This window comes from Candidatus Baltobacteraceae bacterium (assembly GCA_036488875.1).
In the GTDB taxonomy this organism is placed as follows: Bacteria; Vulcanimicrobiota; Vulcanimicrobiia; order Vulcanimicrobiales; family Vulcanimicrobiaceae; genus JAFAHZ01.
In genome coordinates this window covers 1-14594 of the sequence record DASXGW010000011.1, presented here as the reverse complement: position 1 = coordinate 14594, position 14594 = coordinate 1, and the positions used below count along the sequence as shown (strand labels likewise).

Annotated in this window: 16 protein-coding genes; 9 read left to right on the top strand and 7 right to left on the bottom strand. The window is 58.9% G+C overall.

Annotation, left to right across the window (positions count from 1 at the left end):
* Nucleotides 1-46: 46 nt before the first annotated feature.
* The 6 genes from VGG89_12580 to VGG89_12555 all read left to right on the top strand — a co-directional run bounded on the left by VGG89_12580 (nucleotide 47) and on the right by VGG89_12555 (nucleotide 4035).
* The gene (locus VGG89_12580; protein ID HEY1977381.1) at nucleotides 47-736 is read left to right on the top strand and encodes a hypothetical protein; all 690 of its coding nucleotides are present in this window, start codon (nucleotides 47-49) and stop codon (nucleotides 734-736) included.
* Nucleotides 737-745: 9 nt separating this feature from the next.
* A complete protein-coding gene (locus tag VGG89_12575; GenBank protein HEY1977380.1) occupies nucleotides 746-1453 on the top strand; it encodes a hypothetical protein in 708 nt (235 codons plus the stop codon).
* Nucleotides 1454-1624: 171 nt separating this feature from the next.
* Entirely contained in the window at nucleotides 1625-2068 is a 444-nt protein-coding gene (locus VGG89_12570) for a GNAT family N-acetyltransferase (protein ID HEY1977379.1), read from the top strand.
* A 38-nt stretch (nucleotides 2069-2106) separates the two neighbouring features.
* Nucleotides 2107-2661, top strand: a complete 555-nt coding sequence (locus VGG89_12565) for a GNAT family N-acetyltransferase (protein HEY1977378.1) — start codon at nucleotides 2107-2109, stop codon at nucleotides 2659-2661.
* Nucleotides 2658-3239 (top strand): GNAT family N-acetyltransferase, encoded by a 582-nt coding sequence (locus tag VGG89_12560; GenBank protein ID HEY1977377.1) that lies wholly within the window; start codon nucleotides 2658-2660, stop codon nucleotides 3237-3239. The genes VGG89_12565 and VGG89_12560 overlap by 4 nt, the downstream gene beginning before the upstream one ends.
* A gap of 97 nt (nucleotides 3240-3336) precedes the next feature.
* Nucleotides 3337-4035 (top strand): hypothetical protein, encoded by a 699-nt coding sequence (locus tag VGG89_12555; GenBank protein ID HEY1977376.1) that lies wholly within the window; start codon nucleotides 3337-3339, stop codon nucleotides 4033-4035.
* A 105-nt stretch (nucleotides 4036-4140) separates the two neighbouring features.
* Here the strand turns inward: VGG89_12555 and VGG89_12550 are convergent, their stop codons facing one another.
* The 3 genes from VGG89_12550 to VGG89_12540 form a co-directional block, all read right to left on the bottom strand.
* On the bottom strand, nucleotides 4141-6072 hold the full coding sequence (locus VGG89_12550) for a winged helix-turn-helix domain-containing protein (GenBank protein ID HEY1977375.1): 1932 nt from the start codon (nucleotides 6070-6072) through the stop codon (nucleotides 4141-4143).
* Entirely contained in the window at nucleotides 6069-6305 is a 237-nt protein-coding gene (locus VGG89_12545; GenBank protein HEY1977374.1) for a tautomerase family protein, read from the bottom strand. Before VGG89_12545 ends, VGG89_12550 begins: the two co-directional genes overlap by 4 nt.
* Nucleotides 6306-6726: 421 nt before the next feature.
* Entirely contained in the window at nucleotides 6727-6963 is a 237-nt protein-coding gene (locus tag VGG89_12540) for a hypothetical protein (protein ID HEY1977373.1), read from the bottom strand.
* An 85-nt stretch (nucleotides 6964-7048) separates the two neighbouring features.
* On the opposite strand from VGG89_12540, the gene VGG89_12535 reads away from it, so the two are divergent.
* The gene (locus VGG89_12535) at nucleotides 7049-8437 is read left to right on the top strand and encodes a hypothetical protein (GenBank protein HEY1977372.1); all 1389 of its coding nucleotides are present in this window, start codon (nucleotides 7049-7051) and stop codon (nucleotides 8435-8437) included.
* Nucleotides 8438-8482: 45 nt separating this feature from the next.
* On the opposite strand, the gene VGG89_12530 is transcribed toward VGG89_12535, so the two are convergent.
* Nucleotides 8483-10087: a hypothetical protein gene (locus tag VGG89_12530; protein HEY1977371.1), complete on the bottom strand. Its 1605-nt coding sequence runs from the start codon at nucleotides 10085-10087 to the stop codon at nucleotides 8483-8485.
* A 235-nt stretch (nucleotides 10088-10322) separates the two neighbouring features.
* On the opposite strand from VGG89_12530, the gene VGG89_12525 reads away from it, so the two are divergent.
* On the top strand, nucleotides 10323-10712 hold the full coding sequence (locus tag VGG89_12525) for a VOC family protein (protein ID HEY1977370.1): 390 nt from the start codon (nucleotides 10323-10325) through the stop codon (nucleotides 10710-10712).
* Nucleotides 10713-10775: 63 nt separating this feature from the next.
* Here VGG89_12525 and VGG89_12520 read toward each other — a convergent pair whose 3' ends face one another.
* A complete protein-coding gene (locus VGG89_12520; GenBank protein HEY1977369.1) occupies nucleotides 10776-11294 on the bottom strand; it encodes a hypothetical protein in 519 nt (172 codons plus the stop codon).
* Between the two features lie 131 nt (nucleotides 11295-11425).
* Between VGG89_12520 and VGG89_12515 the strand changes: the two genes are divergently transcribed.
* The gene (locus VGG89_12515; GenBank protein HEY1977368.1) at nucleotides 11426-13468 is read left to right on the top strand and encodes a prolyl oligopeptidase family serine peptidase; all 2043 of its coding nucleotides are present in this window, start codon (nucleotides 11426-11428) and stop codon (nucleotides 13466-13468) included.
* A gap of 60 nt (nucleotides 13469-13528) precedes the next feature.
* Here VGG89_12515 and VGG89_12510 read toward each other — a convergent pair whose 3' ends face one another.
* Together VGG89_12510 and VGG89_12505 are read right to left on the bottom strand one after the other, a co-directional pair.
* On the bottom strand, nucleotides 13529-13876 hold the full coding sequence (locus tag VGG89_12510) for a hypothetical protein (protein ID HEY1977367.1): 348 nt from the start codon (nucleotides 13874-13876) through the stop codon (nucleotides 13529-13531).
* Between the two features lie 55 nt (nucleotides 13877-13931).
* Nucleotides 13932-14270 carry a zinc-ribbon domain containing protein gene (locus VGG89_12505; GenBank protein HEY1977366.1) on the bottom strand — a complete coding sequence of 113 codons (339 nt, stop codon included), beginning with the start codon at nucleotides 14268-14270 and terminating at the stop codon, nucleotides 13932-13934.
* Nucleotides 14271-14594: the final 324 nt, after the last annotated feature.

The window sequence follows — 14594 nt, the reverse complement described above, 5'->3', positions numbered from 1 at the left end:
CGGGCGGCCGCGAAATATGTAGTGCATCAAGGAAATTGAATTCAACATGAAATGGATTTTGGGACTCGCATTTGCACTGTCGATATCGGTTGGCTTGGCTTCGGCCGAGATTACTTCGCAAACGGTGAACCTCACCGTGATTTCGCGCTGCGGAATCTCGTTAGTGCTCGAAAAAGCTGAGCTTACCGATGAGGACGGGCGCCTAGCGACCGAGATACGTTTAAGGCGCATCGGTCCGTTCTTCTATGTCGGACGTGCGAGCATCGGCATCCCTGGCCGTTACGGCGTTGCCGCACTCGTACGGGGCGCGACACCCCGTAGCGACTGTTCGGGTGGCACCAAAATCACGATCCTGGCCGGCCACGATCGCAATGTCGACATCCAGGTAACGCGCCTGGGACTCGTGCAGGACGCACATGCGTTTCTCTACGGAACGCTGCCCTTTAAAGGATTCGTGCGTGGAGTTCTTATTGGCAACGGACTGGAATATCCAATAGAAATCGATGGTGACGCGTACTACGCAGAACATGAGCTTCCCGGGAGTTATCTGCTGAAGTTATCGTACGGCGATTCCCTAGAATGCAGAATACCCGTAGTCATTCCGGCACAAGGCACCGGCAAGAGGCTGGATATAAGTATCCAGCGGGCGCAACAGTGCCTTGGGTTTCCTTACCACGATCCGTCGACGGGCGACAGCGGATTCATTCCGCTCCTCCCGTCGCCCGGCCCCACGTAACGCTATCAAATGCCGAAATCGGAAGCGTGGAAGCCAATTGAGCGAAACGATCTCGCAAGAGTCGTGGAAAGACAGCTTGCCGACTGTTCGGGTGATCAGCGGGCTTTCTTTGAAGAGCATCGCGTCGAATTCTATCCGGTCCCGATTCAAAGGTCTGGCGGTGTCGAAAGCGTGTACGTAGTCGCGGAGTTTGGCCGAGGACTGCTGTTCTTTGAGGATGTCGAAGAGGGCTTTGAGCTTTCGATGCTCGATCAGAACGGCAAAATATCATCGTACGGGGCGAGTCAGTTCGAACTGTCTCACATCCTTGAGCGTCTCAGAGCGCGGGAGTCGGCCGCGTTCGTAGAGATCGGAAGTGCTTCGTTCGGCCAGGAGATCTTCGCGTTCCTGACGACCCTCGTTCCATATTGGCGCGTGAGCGACGATGCCTGGCTTCTACAGGATGGTTCCCACCTCAGCGGTATCGCCGTGCTCCGCAATTTTGGTGGCGACGTCTTGGTCGTCAAGTGGGAGCCGGACGACAGTGACTTGGAGAGGCGGTTACTCCTAGCCAGGAGTGACGAGACGGTGCTCGACCCACATCGCCGGGTAGTCGTCGTCGACGATCGCGGCGCGGAACGGTCTGACCGGCTTCCGCACCGGATGGGGCCTCTTAGAGTCGTTCGCTGGTCAGAGCGCCAGTTGCTGGCCGACATTGTAGCCAAAGATTCCGCGTAGGTCGATCATCCAGCGGAAAGTGTAAAGTCGACAATCTCCTGAACTCTCAACCCTGGTGGCGAGGTCCAAGCGGTAGAGTTGACCGGCAATGACATTCCGCCGCCGGAAATGCGAAATCAGTTGCTAAGCCGAGAAGAACTTTCAGATGCGGGGTTGATCTAGAATTAGTCGATGAAACTGACGCTCCGATCTGCTTCATCTGCAGACCGCCCCTTCGTCGAATCGGTTTACTTCGAAACCCAGCGCTGGATTATCGAGAAACTCTTCGGATGGCGCGGGGACGACTTCGAGAAAGACCGATTCCTGAGTCACTACCACGAGTCCGACACGAGTATCGTTGTAGTCGACGGGCAAGACGCAGGTTGGATATGCGTGCGCCAGGAGGAAGAGGCATTGCATCTGCACTCCATTTATCTATTGTCTGCGTTCCAAAAGCGGGGTATAGGAACGTCGCTGATTCGGCAAGTGATAGAAGATGCACGGGCTAAGCGCATGCCGTTAACGGTAAGTACCGCCAAGATCAATCCAGCCAGGCACCTCTATGAGAGGCTCGGATTCGCTGTTTCCAGCGAGAGCGAGTTCAAGGTCTTCATGGAGTACCGCAGACGACACTGAGTCCAGCACACATCTCCACCGATGGAATCTGTTATAATATGCCGATGTCCGACTTGGCGGCTAACCTGAAGGAGACGACTCTGGAGTGTGGTGGTTCCGTCGTTCTGCGCGGACCGCGTGCGGCAGACGCACCCTCATTTGCTAAGCACGCAAATAACCGAGACGTCTGGATGAATCTGCGCGATCTCATGCCGCACCCGTATTCGGTGGATGACGCCTACGCCTGGATCGGAATGGTCCAACACCAGGAGTGCCGCACGAGCTTCATCATCGATGTCAACGGCGAAGCGATCGGTGGAATCGGGCTCGTGCCCGGAACCGACATCGAACGCTGCTCTGCCGAAGTGGGCTACTGGTTGGGTGAGACTTATTGGGGACGCGGCATCGCCACAGCCGCCCTTCAACGAATCTGCCGGTACGCGTTCGAGGACCTCGGATTACGGCGCGTATTCGCCACGCCCATCCTTTGGAATCCAGGGTCGTTCAGGGTCTTGGAGAAGGCAGGGTTCGAGAAAGAGGGCCTGATGCGAAACGCCTGCATCAAGGACGGCAACTTGATGGACATGGCGCTTTACGCGCGAATCCGGCCATGACGCTGATTTTACGCGAACCGAGTCTCGAACTTGCGGATTCCTTCGTGCGAATGCGGGACGCGTTTCTCGCAGTCGGCGAGGACGAGTGGACAGGGCGACATGCGCTCGCTCATAGCGACGTGCCGGCATGGATTGCTGCGTTGCGCCGAAGAGCGCGAGGCGAAGAGATTCCGGATGAATGGATACCCTGGGTTCCGGAAGCCGATTATTGGGCCGTTCTCGACGGCGAGGTCGTCGGCGATCTCGGATTACGCCATCCACTCAACCAATGGCTCGAGCAACTAGGCGGAAACATCGGCTACTCTACTCATCCGCAACATCGCGGCAGGGGCATCGCGACGTTCCTGCTACGAGAGGGGCTAAAGATTCTCGGCCGCAAGGGGCTTACTGAAGCCATTGTTACGTGTCGCGACGACAACGTGGCGTCCATCTCCGCGATAGAAAAGTGCGGCGGCATTCGGCTGACTGACACAGATCGAAGCATATTCCCGATACCGGTTGGAAGCCGCCGAAGATACGCTGTTCCAGTACCGCCGACTCCAGAATCATCGATCAGGCGCTTCGAGGTAGATGACTAAGACCGAAAAGCTCGGCGATTTTTCGACCGGGCTTTTTCGTGCTAGGAGTGCTCGTGGGGGAGGGTGACTTGCTCCCTCTCGCCGTAGGTATTGCGAGATGCTTCCGACCGAGATACCCGAGTATCGCGTACATACGAAGCCATCGCGCGTCGAGCACTGGCGTCATTTGGTGGAGATCGTCGCCCTCGTTACTGCGGCGGCGTGGGCGTTTTACGTCTTCGTGTACCAAGAACGGATAAAGCCGGCCGGCGAGCTGCCGAGTTTACAGACGTCGGCGAGCGTTGCGCACGAGCCGCTGCAAGGCGGCAAAGAGCTCGTCACCATCAACGTTACGTTAAACAATACCGGATCGAACGACATCTCAATGGCCGCGCTACTCGTAAACGCACACGGCGTGCTCTATAAGGGCAGCACCGGCGAAGCACAAGAAACCCGTCCGGCCAACGGGATCACGATTGTGAGCCATAGTCTGAGGGGCAGCGATCCAGAGCTCCTCTATAGCCGCTTCTCACTTTGGGAACCTCTTGGCTCAACGCGCCGGACGCTCAGGCTGCCGAAAGGCGAGCAGCTTTCCTTTGCCGAGCCGTTCGTCATCGAACGTGGAAGGTACGACACGCTGCGGATCACGTACGCATACTGCTATCAACGATATGACGACGAAATCGTTAGCGCCTACAAGCCGAAACGAACGCCGGACGGAGCATTCGAAGTTCGGGACCTAGTCGCTGCAAACGCGACGCACGCGGGTCTCCGTTGCGGCGGTACAAGCTCCTACACTGGTGAATACGCGCTATGAAATTACGGTGAAATGACGCCCTTTAGGTGGAATTAGGGTGAAATGAGCCCAAAACGTGAGACAACGCCGTTCTAGCCGTGGCTTTCTCTTAACTACTGTGGCCCATTAGCCGTCACGCAGCCGGTAGCCCACGCCCGAGACCGTTTCGATAGCTTCGGAACGGTCTAAGAGTTTCTTCCGAAGCCCTCGGATCACGACGTCAACCACGTTGCTCCCGACCTCGGATGCATCGCCCCAAACTTCGGAGATAATCTCCTCCCTCCGAGCGACTTCGCCCTCGCGCTGCACGAGATAATAAAGCGTGTCGAACTCACGAGGTGACAATGCAACTCGCCGCGTGTCAACCACCAGCTCGCGTGCCCCTACGTCTAGGAGCCGGCTCGATGCGATACCCAGCTCCGCCGCAACGAGCCTCGAAAACCATCCGTCGACGGAGTCCGGGCCGAAATCGAGCATCGCGGTCAAATAGCGGTCGTCGCCTAACGCGATCTCGCATTCGTCTACGACTACGAAGCCCAGTTGAGCCGCCGCGGCAGCATAAGGCGCGATATCGCGGAGCGTCAGATACACGCGCCGAAGTTGCGGGCGGTAGGCCATGTAGGTCCGTTTGATATCCAGCCAGCACGCCGCCTGAATAGCACATGGCGATTCCCCTTCATCGCGCGAAAGCCAGCGGCGCAGAAACAGGACGCGTTCCTCCGGCCCTACGGGGTTCTTCGCGAGGTGATTCGACCAACGTGCGACCACCGGGTCGTTAAGCCGTGGCATACTTTCGAGCTGCGATGCTTCGCACATGACGTAGTATCCGACCGGGTCGCCGTTGGGCTCGTGCGCGACGGAAAAATCGCCCGGGCGTTCCTTCAACCAGGTTGCGGTCAAGCTTGCGCCAGGAGTACCGTCATGACGATGTGCGATCGAAACCAATGCTTTCTCATCGGATTGGCGAGCGACTTCGATCGCGTAACGTTGCGCGCCGGACGGGAAGAACGCTTCGCGAATCGCCGGATTCTCGAGAAGGTACAACATGTCGGCCGTGTACCGCCACACCTCCGATGGGGGAGCGCTTCGCAGCTCGCGCCTCAAGCGGCCCCAGCAGGCTCGGCGCAAGCCGAGATGTCGTTGCGGGTCGGAGGAGCGTAAGTCCCGAGCCACCGCATCGCGTACGCAATCGTGCAGTTTTAGGCCGTCGCGCGTCAGGCGCGTTATCGGAAGCGAGCGGAGTCTTTCGAAAGCATCGTTCGGCGCAACGTCTGGAAGCATCGCTCCAAGAAGCGACGTGCTGACCATTCGCACGAGCGATGCTGCCTCGATCGCGCGTCGAGTAACGGGGTCGGCGATCTCGGCGAGATGCCGGCGTGCTAGCTCGTCCAAGATACGATGGAAGGCGAGTTCCTCTAGGCTGGGGTCGACGCCGCTTTGCAACGTTATCGCGGCGAGGGTCAGCGCTAGCGGATGACCGCGAGCAAATCGATTGACGCGCGTTGCTTGCTCTCGATCGATACCGCCGGCTGCGAGCAGAGCGGTGGCTTCCTCATCATCGAGCGGAGGTAAATCGAGCGTACGGAACGCTCCATACCACGTCATGCGCAGCCATGCGGAGAGAGGCGCATCCCGACCGCTGAAGACGAGATGCACGTTTGGTGGCAACGCCGGGACGAAGGCGCGTCGCAACCAAGAGTCGAGCAGCCGCAGGCCGTCGATGTCGTCGAGCACGAGCACGACGTTTCCAAGACCGCTCAGCCGCTGCGACGCATCTTCGCAGGTGGCGATACCGCCCCCGATAGTGCGGCGTAGTTCTTCGTAAAAGCCGTCTTCGGTTGGTTCTACGAGGCGGCAATCGATCCGCACCACGGTTCCGCCGGCGGCGCGGCGGCGGGAGGCAAACGCATCGAGGAAGCGCGATTTGCCAATTCCGCCGATCCCGATGACGAACGTAATCGATGGTACCGGTCCCGTCGTAAGACGATCGAGTTGACCGAGTTCATCGGCACGCCCGACAAACGGGATATCCCCAGAAGCGCGCTCGCCCGCAATCATCCCGCTGCGGCGGGCGCCTTTCCGGCCGCGAGGGCCTTAACGGCCTCGGTCGTCAGGGCCTGGCCGCCGATGCCCCAGTCGCCGCTTTCGATTTCGTCGATCTTCACCCACGTGACGCCACGCATGTTCTCCCCTTCGATCGATACCATCGCGTCCGTCAGACGCGAGATCATCTGCGTCTTTTCCTCGGCCGAAAAAACTCCCTTGATAACGCTTACCTGAATCAACGGCATTTCTGGCTCCTCGTGTCGGCATTGCCGGGGCGAAGCGCCCGGCCATGAGAGAAGCATACCCCCTGCGAGAGGCGGCGTCATGACGGAGTTATGAGGGCGCCCCATTGGGCTAGGTGGCTCGGCGCTTGGTCAGGATCCCGTCGACGGCCGCGCAGCGTCGGAATACGAGCCGTCGCAGGCGGGGTAGCGCGCCGGGCTGGAGACGCCGACATCTCAGATGAGGCCTTTCCGGAGTAGAGAGTTGCACCCGTTGACGATGTCGACTGGAACAGCCACTGAGATAGGCTCCAAACCATCACTCTCACTGCAACCTAGAGTCGGACGTCATCGACAACTCTTCCGTTCTAGCGTTCTGCCGTTCTGACGAAGGACCGACGAAACTTCTTCGTTCACACGGCGTGCAGGCGAGCTCTCGCAGAGGTTAAATAACGCGATTGATGAGTTGGCGCGCCGTTGTTGTCGTTGCCTTATCGGTGTTATGTTTCGCCGTCGTGGTTCCCCCGATGTTCTCGACATTTCCGACCGCATACACCGGTGCTAGAATCGATCCGGTCAAAGTGATACCTACGGTCCAGGTTGTCGACCCGGGCTCGCCGGCCGAGCGCGCCGGCTTGCGAGCCGGCGACCAAATCGGCTGCATCGGCACGCGCGACCTCATGGTTCTGTCAGCGTTTCCCTTGACGGCGGCGTACGAACCCAGTCAGATCCACCTGTGCGTTACGAACGCGGTTCCAGTGCGGTGGGTGAGTTTTTCTGCTGCTCGCGGTCCGGAGTCCGGGGCCTCCTATGGTGGTTCGGCGGGTACCATTTTGCGCGCCCTTTCCTACCTTGTGTTTCTAATCGTCGGTTGTCTGCTCGTAATGATGCGGCCCAGTCTGATGACATGGTTGTTGTTCGGTTACTTTCTCGCCACAGTTCCAGCCGCAGTTGCATATCAGGCGTTCACCGTGTGGCCCGCCCTCCCTTACGCGGCGCTGATTGCCGTATTGAGTCCCAACACCGCTGTGGCTTCGGCCTGTCTCTTGTTATTCGCGCTCGTGGTTCCGGACGAGAAGGCCCCATCCGGCTGGCGCAGCGTCGCATTTTGGATAGCGACGGCCGTTACGATCCTGTTTGTCGGAAGCCAGTTTTTCTATCGCACCCTCGTGTCGGGGTTCTATCGCACGCTTGACCCCGTTACCACGGATTTTACTCGCGCCGCGACACTTGGCGTGATCGCAATCATTATCGTGCGTTTGTTCACGACGCGTGCGAGCGAACGACCGCGCTTCTCTTGGGCTGCCGTCGCCATCGTTATCGGCGTTATCACCAACGACTTACGCCAAGGCCAGAACGCAATGGCCCAAGTTTTCGGAACGCTGACGATGATCATGCCGCTGACGTTGATGTATGCGATCGTCCGGCGCAATGTCATCGACGTCAGGTTTGTTATCAGTAAAGCGGTTGTGTATGGCACGCTGATGACGTGCGTATTTGCGCTCATCGCTGCTGCCGATTGGGCTGCAACGCGTTTTCTCGCCGAAATGCGGGTAGCGCTCGCACTCGACGCTGTCATCGCAATCGTTCTGGGCGTTTTGGTGCACCGCCTTACGCCGATCCTGGAAGGATGGGTCGACTCTGTTATTTACCGCAAGAAGCACGAAGCTGAGATTTACCTTCGGCGTCTGGCGCGCACGCTGCCTCGCGCTGAGCGAGAGGAAACGATCAGCCGGGCACTCGTCGAAGACCCATACAGCGAACTCGAGCTCACCGCGGCCGCTCTCTTTCGAAACAGCGGAAACGCCTTTACGTTAGTATCATCCGCGGGCTTGGAAAATATTTCAACCAATGCTCTCGATCGAGATCACGACCTTGTGCGATTCCTTATCACCGAGCGGTCGTGCATCTCTATCGACGACCTCAACGATCGTTCGGTAGCGGCGTTTGCCGATGGCCTCGCCACGGTCGCCATCCCAATCTTTAACGGCGACGATCTTGCCGGTTTCACCCTGTACGGAGTGCATCGTGACGGCACCAGACTCGATCCGGACGAGGCTGCGGTGCTACAAGCGCTAGCGGAATCGGCAAGCCAGGCCTACATTCGGGTCGAGAATTCCCGCTTACGCGCGCTACTCGAGCCATCCGTCTCTTAACAATTTTCACGTCTCAAAACCGTTCTAGGACCGCGCTCGTTTCCGCTATGCCGACTTCGGTGAAGACAACATCCCGCGGATGGCGCGGAGCTCACAGTAAATATTCGCGAGCTCATTGTTGCGATTCCCCGCGGAATCCAGTGTCCAAAGTGCTAGTCCGACGCCGTGAGATAGTTCTTTGATCGCGTCGATCTCATCAGGGGCATAGGCCTCTTCGTTTCGCTTTTGTCCGCAAACTAGGGCGCCCGATAGATTCCCGTGCACCTCCAGTGGAAAAGCATATTCTCCGACGATCGACGTGCGGTAACGAGCAAGCTCCGCCGGCTCATGCCACGTACGCATCGCTAGTACGGCGGCGTCGTTGAGATCCAGCGCTTCGATCATCGTGATATCGACAGCTGATATTTCCGAATGCTCGAGGATTACGGTCTTTGTTCGTTCGAGCATCACGGTGCGATCGGTCATCAGACTCACCTCCCGAGCGAAACGCCGGAGGGCCCGTTCGTTTTCGTTACGTTTTCGGAAGAACACAGAATCCACGAAACCGTCGACTCGGTGATGAAGAAGCCGCATCGATAGACCGAGCATGAGCGCGAGTGCGGCGTTGAGCATGATGCTCGTTGCATGACTTACGTCCTCGAACCACTTTCCCAAAGCCCATTCGAGTAGCACGAACGAACCAATGACGATCGTAGAGACGACCGTAAACACCGCTGCACGGTTGATGATGAATCCAACATCGAATAAGCGCCGCTGCAGAGCAGCATACGTCAGACCTAACGGAACGAAGATGTGCGTTACATTGAGCGTCCGCCACACCCACGTGGCGTCCTCGCCGCCAACTAGCGGTCCGGCTTGGCCAGCTAAGATCCACGCAGCCCAGTAAAAGCCGTATGAGGCCGTTACCCAGCCGATGCGCTGCCCCTCGGATGCGCCGGCTGCTTGGGCGGCAAGAATGCCGCAAATTATGGTCGGTAGTGCTGGGGACGTTATGGCGAGTTCAAATATTTGAAACTCTTGAGTTTGTACATTCATCGGCACCCAGATCAGCACATATGCGAGAAAATGTGCGACGATTGCGAGACCGCTGAGCATGCACGTGGCGTATGCAATGCGGGTCCATAGGAGGCGAGCTTTCGAAAGCGGATGTCCGAATTCGGCGAAAAACGCGGCCAGTAAGGCAAATGTCCATGGAAGGCCACCCAGTGCATGAGCGACCAGAGTGATTTGCCAGGAGGGCCATACCGATCGGATGAGCGCATCGGTAAGCGCGCCGACTGAAAGTATAAGTGCTAAGGGAGTCGATCCCGGCCAACGCTTACCGCGCCATGCGATCAGTGTTGAAAACACCAATATCCACGCGTCGGCGAGATACCGCGCTAGCTCATTCCAGTTGAGAACCGGCACTTCAGGCGCGATCGTTATCTGCAACGCTCGCCCGCTGCGTATCACGGTCACGTGCTCGAACGTGTTGCGGGGCGAGGACCCCATCACAAGCCGTTGGGACGAATGTACGTCAATCTGATCCCCGGCCAAAATACCGGCGCGTGCGGCGGGTCCGGTTGCAGAGGTAACCTTGAGGAAGAACGGCTCGGAGGCTTCCGAGACTTTGAGCCCGTCGCCCCCGATACCCGAGCCGGTCGGCGTCATGGCGCCCCACGTTGTGAAGGCTCGGGAACTAAACGACGCTAGAATCGCGATGGCCGTAAACAGGCAAAACCAAAGCACCCGTTTGTTCGAAGCCTGCTCACCACTCATTCGGGGGCTGTTCTCCGGCGTCGGTCAAGTGTCTTTGATCGCACTCGAGCCCATAGCCCGGCGAAGGGCGATTGAATCGTCTGGATCGCGCTTGCGAACCGCTTGAGGATGCGCTACGATCGCATCCGTGAAAGTAAAACTCGGCGCGGTCTGGCATTTCAGCCTTGCCGTCGAAGACCCGGAGAAGAGCGCGCAGTTTTGGACGACGAACTTCGATCTGGAGGAAATGTTTCGGTCCGACGACGCCATTGCGCTCACGAACGGCGCAATGATCATCGGCTTCTTCAAAGGCACGCCGCACGCCGATACGCTCGACCACCTGTCGTTTCACGTCGACACACTGCAAGCTCTCCGCGATGCGCTGGCGACGCTGAAGAAGAACGGCGTGAACCTGGAAGACCCGGGCGACGAAATCGGGCCCACATCGCCGGGCTCCCCGCACACAGGCCTATGGTTTCATGATCCGGACGGGTATCGCTGGGAGTTGTCCGTTCAAAACGGTGCGAACGAGCGTTAACGCGGCAACTTCATTCCAGGCGTTTGAAAATAGCGATCAGGTCGGACCGGGCGATGTTTCATGCTACATCGGAGCGTTAATGGTCAGAGGTGCGTTGAATTTCGAGAGGATCATAACCACCTTACCGGTGTCCATGCGTACGATGCGTCCACTTCCGTCCAAAAATACGGTCGTAATGTTCCCGGTCTTCAGCGTTTTCACGCTATACGCATGCAGCGATGTGCCGCCTACCGTGCGCATTCCGAGATCCGTCGCGGTGAAGCCGCCGTTGTGGCTCGACGCAAATGCCATTGTGTCTGCAACCGACGGGCCGCCCGGATATTTCTTCCACGTTCCATTGAGCCGCATATAGGTCGTGGTGTCGATTTGAATGACCTCGTTGCCGGCCGCAAACGTGTGTATGCGATTTGGGCTTAGGAAGTCGGCTGACGACTGCCGGCCCCCCACCGTCATTTCCATATGATACGACTTCAGCTGTTTAAAGTTAACCATCGCGTTGACGATGTCGCTGTGCGCATCGGCGAAGGCGGTCGTGGTCGAGGCTGCGGCGAGAACGAGTGCGAGAAGCGTTCGATTTATCATTTCGCGTCATTCACCGGTAAGTCTGAAGCCCCTACGCGCCGCCGACGTCACAAAACCGTTTCTAGGAGCTCATAAACTACCGGGCGAACCCCGTCAGAGCGTTCGAAGAACTGCCGGGCGATTAGGAGGCCATGACGATGCTGCTTGCCGCACTGTTCTCGCTGGCTCGGGTGTTGAGCTTTCCGATGCCGCTGGCGCTGGTCTCGGATAGCGGCGGCCACGACATTGCTTACGTGCTCGACGAGAGCGGGATTCGGAGCCTATGGTTTGCCGCAGCCCCCGATTTTGCGCCGCATAAGTTGTGGGACTCGAAAACCGATGACGGTCAAGAACTGACGAACCTCGTGATTTCGAACGACGGGAAGTACGTCGTTTACGTCCGCGGCGGTTCGCACGACGCCAACTGGCCGCTGCGTCCGTGGCCGAACCCCGCGAATAGCCCCAAAGAGCCGCATCTCGCGGTGATGTCGATCTCGACGGCGGGAGGCGAACCGAAGTTGCTCGGCGACGGCGATATTCCCGCCGTTTCGCCGGACTCCACGAGCGTTGCGTTTATCCACGACGGCGACTCGGCCGTATGGTCGGCACCGATCGATGGAAGCAAAGACGCGTCGCGCCTATTCTTCGACCGCGGACAAGACGCCGAGCTGCAGTACTCGCCCGACGGTAAAGCGCTGGCCTTCACTTCGAATCGCAACGATCATTCGTTTATTGGGATCTATCGCGATCAAACTACGCCGATCGAATATCTTGCGCCATCGACGTCGCACGACGGGATGCCGCGCTGGTCGCCCGACGGCATGCAAATCGCGTTCGTCCGCACGCCCGGCGACGGCGGCGCGCCGCAGAACTTGCTGGTCCAACAGCCGCAGCCGTGGGCCATTTGGGTCGCCCGAGTGGCCAGTGGAAATGGTCGCCCCGTGTGGACGAGCGGCAACGGCCTTCGCGATTCCTATCCTGGCATCGAGGGACCACAGCTCAACTGGCTCCAGGGCAATCGGCTCGTCTTCGTCTCGGAGAAATCCAACTGGCCCAACCTGTACGAAGTCTCCGCGAACGGGGGCACCCCACGCGACATTAGCCCCGGATCATACATGATCGAAGACACGTCGATTGCACCCGACAAGCAGAGCATCTACTACACTGCAAATACCGGATCGACGCCGGGCGATAACGCGCGCCGCCATATCTTCCGCTCGTATGCCGGCAGCGCTACCCACGAGGTCGTGACGAAGGGCAACGACAGCCAGTGGTGGCCGGCAGCGCTCGCAAGCGGCGTCGCTTACGTGAACGCGGGCGCGCGCGAGCCCTTTACGATCGCGTACAACGGGCGCAAGCTTAACGCCGAACAGATCCCCGCCGACTTTCCGACGAGCGATCTTGCCGTTCCGAAGCTCGTAAACTTCCGCGCCAGTGACGGCTGGAATATTCAAGGGACGCTCTTCGAGCACTCGGGGGGCGCCGCAAAGAAACCTGCAGTGATCTTCGTGCACGGCGGTCCGCCGCGCCAAATGATGCTCACGTGGCACTACTTCGATTACTACGACTATGGCTACGGCACCAATCAATATCTGGCGAGCCGCGGCTTCGTGGTGCTGTCGGTCAACTACCGCCTCGGCATCGGCTACGGACACGATTTTCAGTATCCCGCTCACGCCGGACCGCTCGGCGCGGCAGAATACAAAGACGTCGTTGCCGCAGCTCGCTACCTGCAGTCGCTGCCGAACGTCGATCCAAAACGCATCGGCATCTACGGCGGGTCGTACGGCGGCCTGCTCACGGCCGACGCCCTCGCGCACAACTCCGACATTTTCAAGGTTGGCGTCGACACGCATGGCGTGCACGATTGGTCGATGTGGGATCAGTCGTGGTCGGATCAGGTCAAGCGCTATCAAAAGCCGAACGTAGACGCCTACCTCAAAGAGGCCTGGCGTTCGTCACCCGACGCGTACGTTTCCACCTGGAAATCGCCCGTGCTGCTCATTCAAGGCGACGACGACCGAAACGTGCAATTTCATCAGATGGTCGACCTCGTTGCGCGCTTGCGCGCGGCGCACGTTCCTTACCGCGAGATCGTCATCCCCAACGAAATCCACGGCTTTCTGCGCTGGCACTCGTGGCTGGAAGACGATCAGGCGGGTGCCGACTTTCTAACGGAATACTTGAAACCGTGATTTTCGCCCCATGATCACCGCTCTTTTTAGCAGCGCTTGTAGCCGTTGCGTCACTGTGATTTAAGAACTCTTTAGTTCGATGGCGATGATATGCAAAATTCCGTCGCCGACATTCTTTACATAATGCGGATCGAGCGGTGCGAGCCATACGGCGCTCCCGATTGCCGGCGCGTTGCCTGCCGCGCGCGAGTCGACGAGTACCTCGTCGTTGGGGCCGCAGCGCACGAAGTCGCTCCAGCTCAGTACGTACAGTGCGGCCGGCCATTCATGAGCATGCAAGGGAGTTCGCTCGCCGGGAGCGAGTCGAGTATCCAGCACGCGCACGCGATCGTTTTCAAAAAGCACCGCATGATGGTCGGGCGCGGCGGTCATCGCATCGAGCGGGTGAGATGGCTCGGGTTGTCTCATGGGAAAGGAGGGAGCGGCGATCCGCTCCCTCCTCTGGTGTTTAGCAGCTTAGGGTCTAGCGATAGCTGGGCCGTGAGGCAAAGCAATCGCGGCAGTAGACCGGCTTGTCGCCGCGCGGCTGGAACGGGACTTCGGCGTTCTTGCCGCACCCGCTGCAGGTGGCGTTGAACATCTCGCGCTGCGGACGGCCGCCGCCGTATCCGCCGCCCGAGTACGAGCTGCTGCCGCCGCCGCCGCCGCTACCGCCGCGCTGGGCCTTGCGGGCCGCTCGGCAGTCGGGGCAACGATTGGGCTTGTTCGTGAACCCCTTCGCGGCGAAGAACTCTTGCTCTCCGGACGAGAAGGTGAAGGGGGCATTGCAGTCGGTGCAATTCAGGGTTTCGTCAGTGTACATCGATAAACTCCGGCGTCTGAGGATTGAAGACGGACGATGTACCTGAACCGGGAGAACGCCTGAGCGCCAGACCACGCGGGAACACGACTCGTACTCTCAGCCGGGACGGATGACGCCTTCGGCCCGTCCGGCTCGATTACTGTAACACACCTATCCCAGAAATGGTGCCGGTTCGCTTCGTAAGGTGCTCGTAAGGATTGCAGCGACCATGCGCTCGGCGAAGTCCCGGAAAGCGGTGGGTAAGGGCTCTGCGATGATCGAGCCGCACGAGCTTCGGGAACTGCGGGCGCGGCTGGGCGTTCCGCACCTCGAACAGATGACGCA